Here is a 16,401-nt window from a genome sequence, read left to right on the forward strand (position 1 = left end):
AGACTTCAGTGAACGATTCCTCGTTCATCCCGACCGCGATCCTCTGGATCCTGGTGGTCGCGATCATCATCTTCGTGGTGGTGACCATCGCCCGATCGATCCGGATCATCCCGCAGGCGACTGCGGGAGTCGTCGAGCGGCTCGGCCGGTACCACAAGACCCTGATGCCCGGTCTGAACATCCTGGTGCCCTTCATCGATCGCCTCCGCCCGCTTATCGACATGCGTGAGCAGGTCGTCTCATTCCCTCCGCAGCCGGTGATCACGGAAGACAACCTCGTCGTCTCGATCGACACGGTCGTGTACTTCCAGGTGACGGATGCTCGAGCGGCGACCTACGAGATCGCGAACTACCTCGGCGCCGTCGAGCAGCTCACGACCACCACGCTCCGCAACGTCGTCGGTGGTCTGAACCTCGAAGAGGCGCTCACGAGCCGCGACAACATCAACGGCCAGCTGCGCGTCGTCCTCGATGAGGCCACGGGCAAGTGGGGAATCCGCGTCGGCCGCGTCGAGCTCAAGGCGATCGACCCGCCCCTGTCCATTCAGGACTCGATGGAGAAGCAGATGCGCGCCGAGCGTGACCGCCGCGCCGCCATCCTGACGGCCGAGGGAACCAAGCAGTCCGCGATCCTCGAGGCTGAGGGCGCACGGCAGGCAGAGATCCTCCGCGCCGAAGGTGACAAGCAGGCCGCTGTCCTCCGCGCTCAGGGAGAGGCGGAGGCGATTCAGAACGTCTTCACCGCCATCCACCAGGGCGCTCCGGACGACAAGCTGCTCGCGTATCAGTACCTGCAGATGCTGCCGAAGATCAGCGAGGGCCAGTCCAACAAGCTGTGGATCATCCCGAGTGAGCTCACCGAGGCGCTCAAGGGCATCGGCACCGCTTTCACGCCGCGTCCCGGATCCGGCCAGCCGCCGACCAGCCCACCTCCGGGCGTGTGACGCACCCCTATTTCGGCAAGGCGCGGCATCCTCGAGTCCTCGCCCATCGTGGTCTTCTCACCGCGGCGGGCGAGGATTCCGGTGTCTGGGACAACACGGCCGCGGCCTTCGCGGCCGCTCATGCCGCGGGAGCCGAGTACATAGAGACCGACTGCCAGGTCACCGCAGACGGTGACGTCGTGCTCTTCCATGACGTGACACTTCAGCGCCTCACCGGCGATCCACGGCGCGTCAATGAGGTGAGTACGGTCGAACTCGCTCGACTGTTCGCCGACCACGGCGGTCTTCTGACGGTGGCTGAGGCTCTGGACTCCTTCCCCACTGCGCGGTTCAACATCGATGTGAAGACCGCCGCCGCCGTGGAACCGTTGGGGACGATCCTCGCCGACCACACTCATCGTGTACTGGTCACGAGCTTCTCCGACGCGCGCCGACGCGCGACGATCGCTGCGGTGCTACGCGCCGGCGCCGCCATGCCTCCTGCCAGCTCAGCCGGAAGCCGCACCATTGCGGCGCTTCGCGGGTTGTCCTCGGTGCGCCTCTCCCCCGCGCGTCTCCTCCGCGACATCGACGCGCTGCAGATTCCGGAGAGACACGGCGCGATACGCGTGCTCACACCGGCCCTCCTGCGCGCCGCACATCGGCACGGCGTGGAAGTCCACGTCTGGACCGTCAACGAACCCTCAGACATGCAACGGCTCGTGAGGCTCGGCGTCGACGGCATCGTCTCGGACCGTGCCGACATCGCGGTGAAGACCGTCCAATCGTTCTGACCCCTCCGCACGTCCCTGGGCGCTGAGATTCGACTGTGAATCCGGGCCAAAGGTCGCTGACATGGATGAAGCGCACAGGCTGAGGCGTTATACCTGACAACGACGAGAGGACCACACAATGGCAGATCGCAGCCTGCGCGGCATCCGACTCGGCGCCCAGAGCCTACAGAGCGAAGAGGGCGTCGTTTTCATGGAACGCCGCGAGACCATTTACACCTGTGACGAGTGCGGACACGTCACCAACCTGATGTTCTCGGCCGAGGCCGAGCCGCCGCAGACCTGGGAGTGCCGCTCGTGCGGCGCTGACGCGCGTCTGAACATCGACGGTCAGGCCGTGACCCTCGAGGTCACCGACGAGAAGGCTGTGCGCACACACTGGGACATGCTCATGGAGCGCCGCACCCGGGCGGAACTCGAGGAACTGCTCGAAGAGCGCCTCGCCTTCATCCGCGCCCGCCGCGGTGCCGGTGAGGACCCGACCAGGGAGAAGATCGGCGCCTAACGCCGACGTGCGCGCCACCCACTGAGGATGAGCGCGCCCAATCCGCCCCACATCAGCAGTTGCTGAACCCAGGGGCCCAGCAGCACACCAGCCGTGAGGCCGGAGCGGAGCTCGACATCCTCGAGCATCGCCCCGGCCTCATCTGCGTTCAGCGACACCACCGTCGAGCCGTCGGGGCGAATGATCTGGCTGGTGCCGACCGTCGAGATGTTCACCACGGTCCGGCCGGTCTCGATCGCCCGCATCCGCGCGATCGCGAGCTGCTGGAGATTCTCGTCGGTGCCACGGAAGTCGGCGTTGTTCGTCTGGAAGACCAGCACTTGCGCACCGGCGTTCAGTCCCGCGTTGATGACATCGTCGTGGATCACATCGAAACAGATCGCCAGCCCGACCGTCGCGGCGTCCACCTCGACGACCGGCGGGTTCGTGCCCGGCGTGTATTCACGTTGGAGCAGACCGATCAGATCCGGAGCGAGTGCGTTGAAGAAAGCACGATCAGGCACGTACTCCCCGAACGGAACCGGATGCCGTTTGTCGTGCAGTTGATCCGCAGTGCCTGCCTGTGTCCACAGCAGCGAGGTGTTGAAGTATCTGTCGTCGCGCGCCGTCGCCGCGTTCACGAGAAGCGGCGCGTCGAGTCTGGTCGATAGCAGCGTCAGACGCCGAGCCAACGTCGGGTCCGCGGTGGGGTCCCCGTCGAGTGACCCTTCCGGCCAGACCACGAGGTCGACGTCCTCGCCGATGAGCGGCTTCGTCGCATCGGTCTGCGCCTGGATCACCGAGTACGGCTCACGGACGTCGAAGTAACCGGTCGGGCCGTTGCCCTGCACGGCGCCGATCCGCAGCGTGCCGGTGGGGGACGTCGGGAACAGCGGGGTGAAGAGCATCACCAGCACGAGGACGACCGGCGCGATGAGCCGCACCGGCCGCTGCCAGGCGCGCAGGCGGACGACTTCGATGAGCATCGCGACGAGCAGGATCATGAGGAAGCTCACACCGCTCACGCCGAGCCAGGATGAGATCGGAGCCAGCGGGCTCTGCGCCTGACTCATTCCGATGCGTGCCCACGGAAAGCCGCCATACGGCCAGGAGCCGACGAAGAGCTCACGACCGACCCAGAGGGCGGCGATGACGGCCGGGAGCCCGAGGAGACGCCCTGTGGTGCCGGGGAAGGCACGTGGCATCCAGCGATAGGCCAGCGCGATCGGAATGATGGCGACGGCGGTGAGGACGCCTTCCACGACGCTGAGGGCGGCCCACGGTATCGGGCCGAGATAGCGCGAGGTCCAGGAGACCAGCAGGGTGAAGAAAACGACTCCGTACACTGCGCCAACGAGCAGTGCTCCCCCGACGCGCCGACCGATCAGTGCCAGCAGCAGCAACGCCGCGGCGGGGAAGGCGAGAATCCAGGCGGCGACGTCCGGGTAGGCGAGATCCATCAGTCCGCCGGCGACCGCCGCGAAGACTACGGCAACCCAGAGCGGCAGGAGCGGCTTCAGGCGCGCGGGAGCGTTCGGCATCCGCCCCTCCTCACATCGACGAGTATGCGACGATGCCACGGCGCACGCCGTCGAGTGCGGCCCGGGCGGTCCGCGCAAGGGCAGCATCCTCGGCCACGATCGAGAGCTGGTCGAGCAAGTCGATCGTCTGCTTCGCCCACCGCACGAAATCTCCCGCTGCCATGTCGGCGTCGATGAGCACTCGGTCGAGCATCCCGCCGCGCGCCCAGCTGTGCATCGCTCCGGCGAGACCCGCAGCCAGAGGCTCGCTCCCAGGCAGATGATGGTCCTTCTCCAGGTCGTCCAGCTGAGCCCACAACGTCGACGTCTTCTCGTACGCCGCACGGAAGGCCCCTCGTGGAAGGCCTCGCTCCCCCGAGTTCGCCTCATCGCGTCGGGGTTCGTAGACCAGGCAGCAGGCCATCGCGGCGAGCGACGGCGCGTCCAGTCCCGTCCACAGGCCCTGGCGAAGAGACTCCGCGACGAGCAGGTCGCGCTCACCGTAGATGCGGCGCATCGTACGCCCGGCATCCGTCAGGCTCGTCTCGGCTCCTGATCCGGTGACGTAGTCGAGGGTCTCGAGCACTTCGACCACCCGGTCGAAGACGCGCGCGACCGTACCCGTCCTCGTCTCGATCTGCCGGCGGATCCGGTCGTTCTGCCGCTTGAGCTTCCAGTAGCGCTCGGCCCAGCGGGCGTGCGTCTCTCGGTCGGGACAGTTGTGGCACCCATGCCGCTGCATGCGTGTGCGCAGACTCTGAATGCGCTTGACCCTCTTCTCGCGCTCTGCGCGCGAGCCATGAGAGTCCTGGCGGTTCTTCTTCTCCAGATCGCTGAGCTCGCGGCGGATCGCCGCATACTCGGGGAAGTCGCCATGCTCGCACGCCATCGACTTCTGGTAGCCGGCGAGCGACTCCTCCGCTTCGCGCACCTGGCGCGCCAGACCCACCACGGCGCGGTCGGCCTGGAACTGGGCGAACGAGGACTCCAGGATCTGCCTGGCTCGTGTCTTCCCGAACAGGTCGATGAGGTTGACGGCCATGTTATAGGTGGGCCGGAAGCTGGAGTTCAGCGGATAGGTGCGCCGCGATGCGAGAGCGGCGACCGCCTGCGGATCCATCCCCTCGGTCCATTGCACGACCGCGTGGCCTTCGACGTCGATGCCGCGACGCCCGGCGCGACCCGTGAGCTGCGTGTACTCCCCCGACGTGATCGCCACGCGCGCCTCGCCGTTGAACTTCTCCATCTTCTCGAGCACCACGGTGCGCGCAGGCATGTTGATCCCGAGCGCCAGCGTCTCGGTGGCGAAGACGGCCTTGACGAGCTTGAGGCGGAAGAGCTCCTCGACGACCTCTTTGAACGCCGGGAGGAGTCCGGCGTGGTGGGCGGCGACGCCGCGCTCGAGGTTGTCCAACCAGTCCCAGTACCCGAGGACACCGAGGTCCTCCTCCTGAAGCGCACGGGTGCGCTCCTCGACGATCGCGCGGATTTCGGCGCGCTCCTCGACCGTGGTGAGGCGGATGCCGGAACGGCGCACCTGCTGCACGGCGGCGTCGCACCCCACACGACTGAAGATGAAGAAGATCGCGGGCAGGAGATTGGCGCGCTCGAGCAGGCGCACGACATCCGGGCGATCCATCCGCTCGATCCGCCGCACGTTGGCCGCACGTGCCGGTTTGTGGCCTCCACGCGGTCGTTGCGCGTGCCTTCCCGCATGACGTTCGCTGCGATACGTCTGCGCCTCACGGTTGCTGTCGTACCTGGACCCGGTGAAGGATCGGATGCGCATCAGCTCTTGATTCACCTGAGCGGTCGCGATGCCTGCACGGTCGTCGAAGAGCGGGAGCAGGTCGTCGCGGACGAGCACATGCTGTTCCAGCGGCACCGGCCGGATCTCGGAGACGATCACTTCGGTGTCGCCGCGAACCGTGTCGAGCCAGTCGCCGAACTCCTCTGCGTTGGAGACAGTGGCGCTGAGGGACACGAGCCGCACCTGCTGCGGGAGGTGGATGATGACCTCTTCCCAGACAGCTCCGCGGAAACGGTCCGCGAGGTAGTGGACCTCATCCATCACGACGTAGCGGAGATCGCGAAGGGCGGCGGAATCCGCATAGATCATGTTCCGCAGCACCTCGGTGGTCATCACCACGATCCGGGCGTTGCCGTTGATGTTCGTGTCACCGGTGAGAAGGCCGACCTGATCGGCGCCGTACACCTCGACGAGCTCACGGAACTTCTGGTTCGAGAGCGCCTTCATGGGCGTCGTGTAGAAGGCCTTGTCGCTCGGCGTCTGCATCGCGAGATGGATCGCGAACTCGCCGATGATGGTCTTTCCCGCGCCGGTGGGAGCGGCGACCAGCACGCTGTGACCGCGCTCGAGTGCGTGGCATCCGGCGACCTGGAACGGATCCAGGTCGAAACGCTGGACTGCCGCGAAAGCGGTCGTCTCAGGATGATCGGTCGCGTCCCGTGCGGCGGAGTACCGCTCGGACGGCGAACTCATGCGGTGTCCGGGATGAGCCCGGCCGCCGCATTGCGCTTGTGCTTACGCCGATCGAAGAGCATGGACAGTCCAGCGGCCGCGAAGTACAGCACGATCAGGATGCCGGCGAGCATCAGCATGCTCACCACATCGGCTGCGGGAGTCGCCAGCGCCGCGAATACCGTCGCGATGATGATCGCGATCCGCCATCCCTTGAGGATCGCACGGCCGGACATGATCCCCGCGAAGTTCAGCGCCACGAGGAAGACCGGGAGCACGAACGAGATGCCGATCACGATCATCAGTTTGAAGACGAAGTCGTAGTACTCCTGCGCGTAGTAGAAGTTCGTCGCGCCGTCAGGTGTGAAGCTCCACATCAGTTCGATGACGTGAGGCATGATCATCACGCCCAGGTAGCAGCCCCCGAAGAAGAGCGGCACGGCCGCGAGGACGAACCCGACGGTGTACTGGATCTCCTTGCGAGTGAGCCCCGGCATGATGAACGCCCAGACCTGCCACAGCCATATCGGCGCGGACAGGAACAGTCCGATCGAGAACGCGATGCGCATACGCATGTCGAATGCGGACGTGATCGTGCCGAAGTTGAGGGCACTGAAATCGTCGCCGCGTTTCTCGGTGATGATGCGGATCGGCTCGGTGATGAAGTGGATGATGGGGTCCGCGACGATGAACGCGATCACCATGCCGACCAGCAACGCGAGCGCTGCCCACATCAGGCGCTTGCGCAGCTCGACGAGGTGCGCGCCGAGCGACATCCTCCGGTCGCGGTGCGGCGTCTTACCTTTGTCCGCGGTGGATTCTGAGACTTCCACGGACGGTCAGGCGCGCGGCGGAGTCTCAGTCTCGGAACCGGGGTCCTTGACCGTGCTCTGCTCGGCAGAGGTGGAATCGGCGCGCGCGCCGTCCTCTTCCTTCATGGCCTTCATCTCGCCCTTGAACACGCGGGCGGACTGCCCCATGCTCTTCGCAAGTGCCGGGAGCTTCGCTGCTCCGAACAAAAGAAGGATCACAGCGAGGACGATCAGCAGATGCCAGCCTTGCATTCCAGCGAACATGTCTTCTTCCCGTCGTAGGTGGTTTCGATCAGTCTAATGGTCAATCATCGTGCTGCGGATGCCGATACAGTGCGAGTCCCGCTGCCGCCCATTCTCGGGTGGCCGTCCGGGCGATGCCGGGGTCTTTCACCTCGAGTGCACCGCCGAAGCGGGCGGCGACGCGCTTGATGCCGCGCGGGTCGGCCAGACGCAGGCGGGCTTCGAGGACCCCATCGCGTGTTTCGACGTTGTCCGCGGAGAGGAATCCGCCGAGCAGGGGTGCGAGTCGCTCTGGGAGCACCACCCGAACCTCGCCCTCGTCATCGACGGCGGAGAACGCCTCGGGGACGGAGTCGCCGGCGTGCGTGATCGGAATATCGGTCAACTGCGGGTCACTGACGCGGTCCAGGTGGAAGGTGCGCATCGCCTCGCGCAGATGACACCAGCCCTGCAGATACCATTGCGCGTTGGTGATCAGGATCTGCACAGGGTCGACCGTGCGCGTCGTCGGTGCGGCATCCGGCGCCTGATACGTGAAGGAGACGGCTACGCCCTCCTGCACTCCCCTGGCGACGACCTGCCGCACGTGATCGACGGCGCTCGGGGCGACGACCACCTCGGCCGGCGCGTTCGCCGCACCTCGGGACAGCTTGGAGATGAGTCCGGCGATGAGGCCCGAATCGGAGACCGCTGGCACTGCTGCGACCATCTGAAGCCCGGCGAGCAACGCGGCCGCCTCCCTCGCGGTGAACCGAGGCACTCTCCGCAGGGCGACGTCATTGGTGATCTCGATGACGTCGTCCTCGTCGAGGAGATCCCAGTTGATGTCGAACATCTCCTGGGGCTGCTGCCAGTAGCCGGAGTCGCCGGGCAGCCCGATAACGGTGAGCTTCTCCACCATCCCGCGCATCTCCTGGGGCGTCACACCGAACTCCTCGGCGGCCTCGGCGAGTGATACCTGCCCGTGCTCGAGGAGGTACGGCACCAGTGTGAGGTAGAGCCGGACTCGGTCGGCTGCGAGCAGCGGCTTGGTCTGAGCGCTCATCGTGCCTCCTCCGCATCCGTATGGCTCTCGATGACCGCACGCAGACGGGCGATCACCGCATCGCGTAGCGGGGCAGGATCCACGACTCTGACCTCAGGACCGTAGGACGCGATCTCGTCGGCGAGGATATGAAGATCCACGAACGGCACGCGGATGCCCTGCGGTGCCGCCGTCGCTCGGCGCCCCAGCCGCAGCGCGGCCTCTGTGCCCGGTGTGACCTCCAGGAGAGCCGTGTTCTCCGCGGCAACGCGGTCGAGACCGGCCAACGCGCGCTCTCCCGCCCCGTCACGCAGTCCGGGAGCGAAAGTCTCGTTCGTGATGGTGACATCGCCAGTGATCCGGCTGAGCAGGAACATCCGGTCGGCGTCGGCATCGACATCGATGCCGAAGACGTGCCATCGCGCCGCATAGTCCACAAGCGCCAGAGGGCGGATCCGACGGCGCCGCGGAGCATCCTCACCCGGCTTGAGATAGTCGAACACGACCACTCGGCATTTCTCGATCGCGTCCTGAAGGGGCGCGAATCCGGCGTCGCGTGCGGTGATCCGCGGCGCGAATCCGATGATCGGCTCGTCTCCGTCGATTCCGAGCGCACGGATCTTGCGCACTCCGGACTGCGCGTCGGCCGAAACGGATTCCGCGCTCCAGACGCTGCCGGCCAGTCGCAATACCGCAAGCTCGGCGGAACTGAACTCGATGTCGCTGGGCAGGTCGTATTCCGCCTGCGGTATGCGATAGCGAGCCTCGCGGAGGTCATTCGGGTCGGACGGATCTCCGATGGTCTCGATCGGCACACCGAGTGTGCGCAGCTCATCCTTGTCGCGCTCGAACATCTTCTCGAGAGCATCCGCGCGCGTTCCGGCATCGGCACGCTGCCGATAACCGGAGACGTTGTCGAGAATCTGCTGCTTGGTGAGCCCGATCTCCGTGGCCATCAACGCCACGACGAGATTCGTCAGGCGCTCCTCCGCGGGAATCCGGGCAGCCATCACTGCGTCGGTGCCGAGGTGACACCCAGAACATCGACGACGACCGCGATCGCGGGCGAACCGTCGGTCGCCGGCAGCACGACCATCACCTGGGAGCCGACCGGCTGGCCGACGAGAGCGTCGGCCACCGGAGCGGCGATGTCGCGAAGCTGCGCACTCGGCTTGTCGCCCCACGTGGTCTGCAGAATCTGCTTGTCGTCCCAGCCGATGGCGGTGAAATTGACCAGCGGAGTCTGCTCGGCCGTCAACACTTCACCTTCACCCTTGATGAGCGTCTGCACCGTCTGCTTTTCGGGTGCTGCGCTGTCCGGAATGATGATGCCGGGGGTGCCGTCTGTCGCGCGAACGACGGTCGGCAGGCCGCGCGCATCGTTGAACTGGAGAGCACCCTCGGCCTTCGGCAGGAATGCGTCCAGCACGTCGATCACGAAGATCGCGGTGTCGTCGGCAGCCAGGCCGAGTCCTTCGATGTTGGCCGGTCCGAAATCATCCGCCGTGAGCGCGGCGAGGATGCGTGTACCGGCGGTGGCGCACTGCAGGACGTCGCCGAGACCCGGCGAGCGTTCCGCCCACTCGTTGATGGTCATCGCCGGCGCTGCGGCGCTTGAGTCGTAAGGCGTGGCGAACACCTGCTTGCCGGTTTCGCCGCTGTAGATCGACAGCTCGAGGTTCAGCGCCTGCTGCGCACTCACCAGCGCGCGGCCATCACCCGTTGCGACGTCGGTGAAAGACGTCTTCTTCACGTGAACCGGCGAGAACACCTCGACCTCGGGCGCTTCGCCCACTTCGCCTTCGACCGTGACAGCCTCGCCGATGCCGCTCGCCGACGCCGTCCGATCGCAGGAAGCACCGTTGAAGGTCGGAGCCGCGGTGCACCCGGTCAGGGCGAGGACGGCAAGGCTGAGGGTGGCCAGAGCGGCGGACGTTTTACGCACGCGCTCCAGTCTATTCCGTCCCCTGCTCGGTTTCGCGCGATGCCGAGGCGAGACGCGCCCCGTCGGCCGCCTTCGCGGCCTCCCTGGCACGCTTGCGCAGATTCTTATCGGTGATCTCGCGGTCCCCCACGGCCCCGGGGGTCCACTGCTCGACATCGGCGTCACCGTAGCTGCTCTTGGACGCACGGCGCTTGACAGAGGGAGCGATGGCCCCCGGTGCCAGACGACGCGCGGTGAGCAGGAAACCGGTGTGCGCGACCATCCGGTGGTCTGGTCGGACAGCGAGCCCTTCGACGTGCCAGCCGCGGACCATGGTTTCGGAGGCGTCCGGATCGGTGAAGAGTCCGGTGCCACGGATGTACTCGGCAACCCTCGAGAGCTGCGTCGCGGTCGCGACGTAGCAGAGCACCACGCCACCCGGTGTGAGCGCCTCGGCGACAGCATCCATGCATTCCCAGGGCGCGAGCATGTCGAGCACCACGCGATCGACGCTCCCGGAAGGCTGCTCGAGAGGAAGAGCCTCGGTCAGGTCGCCGACGACGACGCGCCAGGTATCCGGGGTTCCGCCGAAGAAGGTCGCGACGTTGCCCTTGGCGACCTCTGCGAAATCGTCGCGACGTTCGAACGACACGAGCTTTCCAGCGGGACCGACCGCGCGCAGCAGCGAGAGCGACAGCGCCCCCGAGCCCACCCCGGCCTCGACCACGGTGGCACCGGGGAAAATGTCGGCCTGCATCACGATCTGCGCGGCATCCTTCGGGTAGACGATCGCCGCGCCACGCGGCATCGACATCGCGAAGTCCTTGAGCAGCGGGCGAAGCGCGAGGTATTCGTGCTCCGAGCTGTTCGCCACGACAGAGCCGTCTGGGAGGCCGATGAGATCCCGATGCCGCAAGACGCCGTGGTGGGTGTGGAGCTCGCCGTCCTCCTTGAGGGTGACGGTGTGCAGGCGGCCCTTGGGACCGGTGAGCTGCACACGATCGCCCTCGCGGAACGGCCCACTGGGGCGCTGTGCGCTCGCTTCGGTCATCGGGTGACTCCTGTCATTGCGGTCATTCGGCCGAAGAGGTCGACCAGATCAGCGGCTTTTCGCTCATGCAGCGTCGGCCAGAGTTCGTGGGCGCCGAGATCGTCGAGGGAGACGATGTGCGGCACGCCGAGCACGACGGCGCCCGATGCGATTCCGGAACGCAGCCCCGTCGGAGAATCCTCGATGACGACGGCGTGCGCGATGTCGATGTCGAGCAGCTCAGCGGCTCGGAGGTACGGCTCAGGGTGCGGCTTCGGTTGCTCGACATCATCGCCGGCGACCACGATGTCGAACGCGTCGAATTCGATGAGCTCGACGACGCTCAGCGCCATCCGCCGCAGCGACATGGTCACGAGGCCGGTGCGGATGCCCGCATCCTTGAGGTCGCGGAGAAGCTCACGCGCGCCGGGGCGGAACGGCACGCCATTCGTCCGCAGTGACTCCTGCACCTGGTCCGTCAAGTACTGGATGATGGCCTCGGGGTCCATCTCGACACCCGCGTTCCGCAGAATCACGGCACTGTCGTGGAGGCCGTTGCCGACCAGTTGCAGCGCATCGGCGTGGCTCCACGTTCCGCCGAACGACTCCACCAGCACCGTCTCCGCAGCCATCCAGTACGGTTCCGTGTCGACGAGTGTTCCGTCCATGTCCCAGAGGACTGCCTTGGGCTGTCTGATCACTGAACCCATGTTAGCCGCGGCCGCGCCCACACCCCCGCCGACGCCGACTAGCCTTGGGGTACCTGTCCACGACCTCGAAGGGAGCCCACGATGGATGTTCTCGGTTCGCGCATCATCATCGCCGCCTTCGACGGCTGGAACGATGCGGGCGAGGCGGCGAGCGGTGCGATCGAGGCGCTGCGGTCGATGACCGACTACGACCTCGTGCACTCGATCGACCCCGAACTGTACTTCGACTACCAGTACACGCGCCCGGCCACCCGGATGGATGCCGAGGGCAGACGTCAGCTGCGATGGCCCGAGGCCGGACTGTGGCGACCGCGCGATGCCGGCACCGGTCCCGAGTTCTGGCTGCTCACCGGCGTCGAGCCGGCACGCACCTGGCAGGCGTTCGCCAGCGAGTTCATCGACGTCGCACTGCGCGACGACGTATCCGGTCTGGTGACGCTCGGTGCCATGCTGTCCGACGTTCCGCACACGCGCCCGATCTCGATCTTCGCATCGAGCCAGAACGAGCAGGTGCGCGAAGCGCACGGTCTGGAGCGCTCGCTCTACGAGGGGCCGGTAGGCATCCTGAGCGTCTTCGAGCACTTCGCCGAGCATGCCGGCATTCCCACGGCCAGCCTCTGGGCGAGCGTCCCCCACTACGTCGCCACGGCGACTCCCTCGCCGAAGGTCACCCTGGCGCTGCTGGACAGGCTCGAAGAGCTGACCGGTGTCAACGTCCCGCGGGATCATCTGCGCACGGAGGCAGCGGCCTGGGAAGCCTCGATCGACGCGGCGGCGGCAGAGGACGAGGACATGGCCGAGTACATCCGCCAGCTCGAGCGCACCCGCGACACCTGGGACTCCCCCGACGCCTCCGGCGATGCCATCGCCCAGGCCTTCGAGCGCTACCTGCGGCGCCGCGGCGACGGGCCGGGCGACTTCAAGCGCTAGGCGCTCAGGCGGCGATCACTCCGGTGCCGAGCAGGACGAGCAGCGCGACGCCGAGCAGGATCCGGTAGATCACGAACGGCAGGAAGCTGCGCTTCGAGATCCAGTTCATGAAGAACGCGATCACGCCGAGGGCGACGACGAACGCGATTCCGGTCGCGGCCAGGGTGTCGCCCAACGAGAAGATCGACGGCTCATCCCAGCTCTTGAAGAGCTGATAGAAGCCGCTGCCGAAGACGGCAGGGATCGCCAGCAGGAATGCGTAGCGCGCGGCAGCCGCGCGCTCGTAGCCCAGGAACAGCCCGATCGTGATCGTTCCGCCCGAGCGCGAGACACCGGGGATCAGCGACAGCGACTGCGCGAGACCGAACGCGATGCCGTGCGGGACGGTGAGCTCGTTCAGCTTGCGCCGCTTCGCCCCGACGTAGTCCGCGATTCCGAGCAGGATGCCGAAGACGATGAGCATGATGGCGATGAGCCACAGCGAGCGGAAGACGGTCTCGATCTGATCCTGGAAGAGCAGGCCGAGCACGACGATCGGGATGCTGCCGATGATGATCAGCCATCCCATCCGTGCATCCGGGTCGTTTCGCGGCGCCTTCCCGGTCAGGGAACGGAACCACTGCGAGATGATCCGCACGATGTCGCGCCAGAAGAACACGACGACGGCGGCCTCGGTGCCGATCTGCGTGATCGCGGTGAAGGCGGCCCCCGGGTCCTCACCGGAAGGCAGGAAAGTTCCGAGAATGCGCAGGTGCGCGCTGGAGGAGATCGGCAGGAACTCGGTGAGTCCCTGAACGATGCCGAGGATGAGCGCTTCAAGCAGGTGCATGGCGGGGCCTTCTGTGTTCGTGGAGCGGCGCAGGTGCGGTGGATGCGCGCTCAGTAATGGCGCAGCAGATCGGTCAGCACCTGCTGGCCGAAGACAAGTGATTCTACGGGCACGCGTTCATCGACTCCGTGGAACATCCCGGTGAAGTCCAGATCGGCCGGCAGCCGGAGAGGGGCGAAGCCGTACCCGGTGATGCCGAGGTAGGACAGCGCCTTGTTGTCGGTTCCGGCGCCCAGCAGGTACGGAATCACCGGAACACCGGGATCGTGCCGTCCGAGGCTCGCGACCATCGCCTCCACGAGATCGCCGCTGAAGGGCGTTTCCATGCCGATGTCGCGGACCACCGTCTCGATGGTGATCTCGTCGCCCACGATCTCCTGCAGCTGCGCGAGCACGTCGTCCTCGGTGCCGGGGATGACGCGCACGTCGATGAGCGCCTCTGCGCGCTCCGGGATGACGTTGTGCTTGTATCCGGCGGTGAGAACGGTCGGGTTCGTGGTGGTGCGGAACGTGGAGCGCAGGAATGCCTCGGCGGGGCCGGCGGCGGCAGCCAGAGCGTCCGGATCGTCCACGGGGCGACCGCTCAAGGCACTGAGACCGTCCAACAGCGCCTCGGTCGTCGCTGTGAGCCGGATCGGCCAGCGGGTGCGCCCGATCGCGGCGACCGCCTCGGCGAGTTTGGTGACGGCGTTGTCTTCGTGCAGCCTGCTCCCGTGGCCTGCTCGCCCCTTGGCGACGAGGCGGATCCAGATGAGCGCCTTCTCGCCGACCTGGAGCAGGTACGCGCGCCGGTCGTCGACCGTGATCGAATATCCGCCGACCTCGCTGATGGCCTCCGTCGCTCCGGCGAACCATTCCGGCCGGTTCTGGACGACCAGCGCCGAGCCTTCGACTCCGCCGTTCTCCTCATCGGCGAAGAACGCCAGAACGAGGTCGCGCTCCGGCTGCTCCCCCGCACGCAGGATGTCGGCAACCGAGGTGAGGATCATCGCGTTCATGTTCTTCATGTCGACCGCTCCGCGGCCCCACAACATCCCGTCCTGCACGATGCCGGCGAACGGGTCAACGCTCCAGTCCTCCGCCATCGCGGGCACGACGTCGAGGTGGCCGTGCACGACCAGCGCCGGCTTCGTGCGGTCACGGCCGGGGACGCGCGCCATGACGTTGGTGCGCCGCGGGATCGGCTCGTAGTACTCCGGCGTCAATCCGAGCGATTCCAGGTACGCGCCGACGTACTCGGCTGCCTCGCGCTCACCCTTCGCGTTGCCACCTCCGAAGTTCGAGGTGTCGAAGCGGATGAGTTCGCTCGCGATGCGGACGACCTCGGGGACGGAAGGATCGATCATGCATCCCAGGCTATCGAAACGACGTGCCACGCCCGGGCGCTGCCCCGGTTCGAACAGTCTCGCGGATCGTGCTAGTGTCATTCTTCGGTCGGCAACGATCATCCAACACCTGCGCGGGTGGCGGAATGGTAGACGCGCTGCGTTGAGGTCGCAGTGCCCGCAAGGGCGTGGGGGTTCAAGTCCCCCTCCGCGCACAGGTATGGAGAAGGCCCCCGAGAGGGGGCCTTCTTCGTATCCAGGGTGATCGGAGTCGCCATGCCAGGACCGAAACGCGGGATGCTCTCCCTCTTCGTCGTGTCAGCGGTGCTGCTCACAGCGTGCACGCAGCCGGTTCTGTCCGGGAACCCCGGTTCCTCCTCGTCACCCGGTCCGACAAGCTCATCGCCTGGTCCGATAGGCACGGGAGAACCGACCGTCATCGCCTCCGGTCTCGATGCGCCGTGGTCGGTCGTCTTCGCGGGCGATACCGCACTCATCAGCGAGCGCGACACGGCGATCGTGCGCGAACTGCTCGCCGACGGTTCGACGCGCGAGGTGGGCACCGTAGGCGGCGTCACCGCCAGAGGCGAGGGCGGCCTGCTCGGACTCGCCGTGCACGACGACACCTCCCTCTACGTCTACTCGACGGGCAGCGACGGCAATCGCATCCAGCGTTTCCGCCTCACCGGCGAGCCGGGATCCCTGTCGATCGGCGCAGTGGAGACGATCATCGACGGCCTGCCATCGGCCGGAAATCACAACGGCGGCAGGATCGCCTTCGGCCCCGACGGGATGCTGTACGCCACGACCGGCGACGCCGGGGATCCGGACAGCGCGCAGGATCGCGACAGTCTCGGTGGAAAGATCCTGCGACTCACACCGGATGGCGCAATCCCCGCCGACAACCCCTTCCCCGACTCCCCCGTGTACAGCTACGGCCACCGCAACCCGCAGGGCATCGCATGGTCGAAGAACGGCACCATGTACGCCTCGGAGTTCGGACAGGACACCTGGGATGAGCTGAACGTCATCGCTGCCGGGGAGAACTACGGGTGGCCCGAGGTCGAGGGCATCGCCGGCTCACCAGACTATGTCGACCCCGTGCAGCAGTGGGCGCCAGCTGATGCGAGCCCGAGCGGCATCGCCATTCGCGGAGGGATGCTCTATATCGCGAATCTGCGCGGTGAGCGACTCCGTGTCGTGCCCCTGGACGATCCGTCGACCTCGTCGGAGATTCTCGTCGGCACGAATGGGCGGCTGCGCGATGTCGTCGAGACCCCGGACGGTGCCCTGTTGGTGCTCACGAACAACACCGATGGGCGCGGGGACCCCGGCGAGGACGACGACCGGTTGCTTCAGCTCGACTGAGCGACG

Annotated in this window: 16 protein-coding genes and 1 tRNA gene; 6 read left to right on the top strand and 11 right to left on the bottom strand. The window is 66.5% G+C overall.

Features of this window, described 5'->3' with window-relative positions:
- The first annotated feature begins 8 nt into the window (after positions 1-8).
- The 3 genes from MRBLWO13_RS14845 (at position 9) to MRBLWO13_RS14855 (ending at position 2,219) form a co-directional block, all read left to right on the top strand.
- Entirely contained in the window at positions 9-944 is a 936-nt protein-coding gene (locus MRBLWO13_RS14845) for an SPFH domain-containing protein (protein ID WP_341974863.1), read from the top strand.
- A complete protein-coding gene (locus MRBLWO13_RS14850) occupies positions 941-1,717 on the top strand; it encodes a glycerophosphodiester phosphodiesterase family protein (RefSeq protein ID WP_341974866.1) in 777 nt (258 codons plus the stop codon). Before MRBLWO13_RS14845 ends, MRBLWO13_RS14850 begins: the two co-directional genes overlap by 4 nt.
- Positions 1,718-1,835: 118 nt before the next feature.
- The gene (locus MRBLWO13_RS14855) at positions 1,836-2,219 is read left to right on the top strand and encodes an RNA polymerase-binding protein RbpA (RefSeq protein WP_341974867.1); all 384 of its coding nucleotides are present in this window, start codon (positions 1,836-1,838) and stop codon (positions 2,217-2,219) included.
- On the opposite strand, the gene lnt is transcribed toward MRBLWO13_RS14855, so the two are convergent.
- The 9 genes from lnt to MRBLWO13_RS14900 form a co-directional block, all read right to left on the bottom strand.
- Positions 2,216-3,739, bottom strand: coding sequence for an apolipoprotein N-acyltransferase (lnt, locus tag MRBLWO13_RS14860; protein ID WP_341974868.1), 1,524 nt, complete (start codon positions 3,737-3,739; stop codon positions 2,216-2,218). The genes MRBLWO13_RS14855 and lnt overlap by 4 nt on opposite strands.
- A gap of 10 nt (positions 3,740-3,749) precedes the next feature.
- Positions 3,750-6,221 carry a DEAD/DEAH box helicase gene (locus tag MRBLWO13_RS14865; RefSeq protein ID WP_341974870.1) on the bottom strand — a complete coding sequence of 824 codons (2,472 nt, stop codon included), beginning with the start codon at positions 6,219-6,221 and terminating at the stop codon, positions 3,750-3,752.
- Positions 6,218-6,976, bottom strand: a complete 759-nt coding sequence (gene tatC, locus MRBLWO13_RS14870; RefSeq protein WP_341978430.1) for a twin-arginine translocase subunit TatC — start codon at positions 6,974-6,976, stop codon at positions 6,218-6,220. Before tatC ends, MRBLWO13_RS14865 begins: the two co-directional genes overlap by 4 nt.
- 63 nt (positions 6,977-7,039) lie before the next feature.
- On the bottom strand, positions 7,040-7,276 hold the full coding sequence (gene tatA / locus MRBLWO13_RS14875; protein WP_341974872.1) for a Sec-independent protein translocase subunit TatA: 237 nt from the start codon (positions 7,274-7,276) through the stop codon (positions 7,040-7,042).
- A 40-nt stretch (positions 7,277-7,316) separates the two neighbouring features.
- Entirely contained in the window at positions 7,317-8,300 is a 984-nt protein-coding gene (locus MRBLWO13_RS14880) for a WYL domain-containing protein (protein WP_341974874.1), read from the bottom strand.
- The gene (locus tag MRBLWO13_RS14885) at positions 8,297-9,289 is read right to left on the bottom strand and encodes a WYL domain-containing protein (RefSeq protein ID WP_341974877.1); all 993 of its coding nucleotides are present in this window, start codon (positions 9,287-9,289) and stop codon (positions 8,297-8,299) included. Before MRBLWO13_RS14885 ends, MRBLWO13_RS14880 begins: the two co-directional genes overlap by 4 nt.
- Positions 9,289-10,224, bottom strand: coding sequence for a hypothetical protein (locus MRBLWO13_RS14890; protein WP_341974879.1), 936 nt, complete (start codon positions 10,222-10,224; stop codon positions 9,289-9,291). Before MRBLWO13_RS14890 ends, MRBLWO13_RS14885 begins: the two co-directional genes overlap by 1 nt.
- Positions 10,225-10,234: 10 nt before the next feature.
- Positions 10,235-11,254: a tRNA (adenine-N1)-methyltransferase gene (locus MRBLWO13_RS14895; protein ID WP_341974881.1), complete on the bottom strand. Its 1,020-nt coding sequence runs from the start codon at positions 11,252-11,254 to the stop codon at positions 10,235-10,237.
- Complete coding sequence (locus MRBLWO13_RS14900; protein ID WP_341978432.1) at positions 11,251-11,931, bottom strand: HAD family phosphatase; 681 nt, start codon at positions 11,929-11,931, stop codon at positions 11,251-11,253. The genes MRBLWO13_RS14895 and MRBLWO13_RS14900 overlap by 4 nt, the downstream gene beginning before the upstream one ends.
- Before the next feature lie 93 nt (positions 11,932-12,024).
- On the opposite strand from MRBLWO13_RS14900, the gene MRBLWO13_RS14905 reads away from it, so the two are divergent.
- Entirely contained in the window at positions 12,025-12,873 is an 849-nt protein-coding gene (locus MRBLWO13_RS14905; protein ID WP_341974883.1) for a PAC2 family protein, read from the top strand.
- 4 nt (positions 12,874-12,877) lie between these two features.
- On the opposite strand, the gene MRBLWO13_RS14910 is transcribed toward MRBLWO13_RS14905, so the two are convergent.
- Entirely contained in the window at positions 12,878-13,702 is an 825-nt protein-coding gene (locus MRBLWO13_RS14910) for an undecaprenyl-diphosphate phosphatase (protein ID WP_341974884.1), read from the bottom strand.
- Between the two features lie 50 nt (positions 13,703-13,752).
- Positions 13,753-15,048, bottom strand: coding sequence for a M20/M25/M40 family metallo-hydrolase (locus tag MRBLWO13_RS14915; RefSeq protein ID WP_341974885.1), 1,296 nt, complete (start codon positions 15,046-15,048; stop codon positions 13,753-13,755).
- A 111-nt stretch (positions 15,049-15,159) separates the two neighbouring features.
- Between MRBLWO13_RS14915 and MRBLWO13_RS14920 the strand changes: the two genes are divergently transcribed.
- Positions 15,160-15,242, top strand: a tRNA-Leu gene (locus MRBLWO13_RS14920).
- Positions 15,243-15,303: 61 nt separating this feature from the next.
- Positions 15,304-16,395 carry a PQQ-dependent sugar dehydrogenase gene (locus MRBLWO13_RS14925; RefSeq protein WP_341974886.1) on the top strand — a complete coding sequence of 364 codons (1,092 nt, stop codon included), beginning with the start codon at positions 15,304-15,306 and terminating at the stop codon, positions 16,393-16,395.
- Positions 16,396-16,401: the final 6 nt, after the last annotated feature.

The organism is Microbacterium sp. LWO13-1.2 (genome assembly GCF_038397725.1).
In the GTDB taxonomy this organism is placed as follows: domain Bacteria; phylum Actinomycetota; class Actinomycetes; order Actinomycetales; family Microbacteriaceae; genus Microbacterium.

Bases quoted from the DNA above. Each gene is read 5' to 3' on its own strand.
- MRBLWO13_RS14905 (WP_341974883.1), top strand. From the start codon at position 12,025: ATGGATGTTCTCGGTTCGCGCATCATCATCGCCGCCTTCGACGGCTGG.
- MRBLWO13_RS14915 (WP_341974885.1), bottom strand. From the start codon at position 15,048: ATGATCGATCCTTCCGTCCCCGAGGTCGTCCGCATCGCGAGCGAACTC.
- MRBLWO13_RS14925 (WP_341974886.1), top strand. From the start codon at position 15,304: ATGCCAGGACCGAAACGCGGGATGCTCTCCCTCTTCGTCGTGTCAGCG.
- tatC (WP_341978430.1), bottom strand. From the start codon at position 6,976: ATGTCGCTCGGCGCGCACCTCGTCGAGCTGCGCAAGCGCCTGATGTGG.
- tatA (WP_341974872.1), bottom strand. From the start codon at position 7,276: ATGTTCGCTGGAATGCAAGGCTGGCATCTGCTGATCGTCCTCGCTGTG.
- MRBLWO13_RS14880 (WP_341974874.1), bottom strand. From the start codon at position 8,300: ATGAGCGCTCAGACCAAGCCGCTGCTCGCAGCCGACCGAGTCCGGCTC.
- MRBLWO13_RS14855 (WP_341974867.1), top strand. From the start codon at position 1,836: ATGGCAGATCGCAGCCTGCGCGGCATCCGACTCGGCGCCCAGAGCCTA.
- MRBLWO13_RS14865 (WP_341974870.1), bottom strand. From the start codon at position 6,221: ATGAGTTCGCCGTCCGAGCGGTACTCCGCCGCACGGGACGCGACCGAT.
- MRBLWO13_RS14895 (WP_341974881.1), bottom strand. From the start codon at position 11,254: ATGACCGAAGCGAGCGCACAGCGCCCCAGTGGGCCGTTCCGCGAGGGC.
- MRBLWO13_RS14885 (WP_341974877.1), bottom strand. From the start codon at position 9,289: ATGGCTGCCCGGATTCCCGCGGAGGAGCGCCTGACGAATCTCGTCGTG.
- lnt (WP_341974868.1), bottom strand. From the start codon at position 3,739: ATGCCGAACGCTCCCGCGCGCCTGAAGCCGCTCCTGCCGCTCTGGGTT.
- MRBLWO13_RS14910 (WP_341974884.1), bottom strand. From the start codon at position 13,702: ATGCACCTGCTTGAAGCGCTCATCCTCGGCATCGTTCAGGGACTCACC.